Annotated in this window: 1 pseudogene; it reads left to right on the top strand. The window is 74.8% G+C overall.

Going from position 1 to position 1,277, the window contains the following annotated elements:
• A pseudogene (locus ACYVE7_RS34225) lies at positions 1 to 1,277 on the top strand (ATPase); the annotation flags it as partial.

Raw genomic sequence — 1,277 nt, 5'->3', positions numbered from 1 at the left:
GCGGCGCGGGTGCTGCCGGCCGATCTGGCCCGCCACGCCGGGCTCGCCGGAGCGGAACTACCGGCGGGGGAGCGGTGGCGGATCCTCAAGGCCGCCTCCGACGACGCGCTGACCAGGGTCGCGACCGACGAGGCGATCGCGCACCTGCGGCGGGCCTGCGAGATCTGCGTCGAGCCCGCCCACCGGATCGTCCTGCTGCTCGACCTCGGCCGCACCCTCGGCCACGCCGGTCAAGATCGCGGTGAGATGTGGCGGGTCTACGAGGAGGCCGCCGCACTCGCCGTCGAGCTGGGCGAGCCCGCGCTGCTCGGCCGGGCCGCGCTGATCCTCGACCACGCCGAGGACGACCCCGCCCACCGCACCCTCCGCCGCGACCTGCTCCGCACCGCCTACCAGGCGATCACCGGCAAGGAGCCGGGCGGCCACCCGCCCGCCCGGCTCGCCGACGAGCTCAGCCTGACCATCACCACCTGGGCGCGCGACGGCGACGACGACGAGGCGCTCGCGTTCAGCCTCTGGGCCAGGTACGACACCATCTGGGGGCTCGGCAACGCCGCCGAACGGGTGCAGATCACCGCCGAGATGACGGCCGTCGCCCGCCGCCGCGACGACCGGCTGACCGAGCAGTTCGCGGCGTCGCTGCACTGGGTGGGGCTGCTGGAGCTCGGCGATCCGGGCTACCTCGACCAGTGGCGGAGATTCCTGCGGCTGGCCGAGCGGCTCGGCACCCAGCGGTTCGCGATGGCGTCGCTGGTCGACACCGCGATCATCGAGGTCCTGCGCGGCCGGTTCGCCGCCGCGTGGGAGCTGCTCGCGCGGGCCATCGCCCACGAGGAGAACCATCCTGAGTTCGGCTATATGGCCGTGCACCTGCAGTGGACCGTCCTGCTGCCGCAGGGCAGGGCCGCCGAACTGGAGGAGATCCGCAGGACGGCCGCCGCCGCGGGCCACCCCTACCCGGGGCTGCTGGAAGGCATCAACGCGCTGCGCCGCGGCGATCTGGAGACGGCGCTCCGGCACCGCGACTCCGGCCCCTACCACCGGGTCTACCAGCCGCTCGCCCTGCGGTTCCAGGCCGAACTGGCCGCCGAGTCCGGCGACCGTGAGCTGGCGGCACTCGTCAGGGAGCAGCTCGCGCCGCACCGCGGCCAGTGGCTGGTCTCGCTGTACGGATGCGACATCAGCGGGCCCGTCGATCTGTGGCTGGCCCGGCTGGACGCCGCCGAAGGCCGCTGGGCCGAGGCCGTCGCGGGGTTCCGGGCGGCGGTGGCGGCCGC

It is taken from the genome of Actinocorallia lasiicapitis (assembly GCF_054778695.1).
This window is presented reverse-complemented; position numbering and strand designations above follow the sequence as displayed.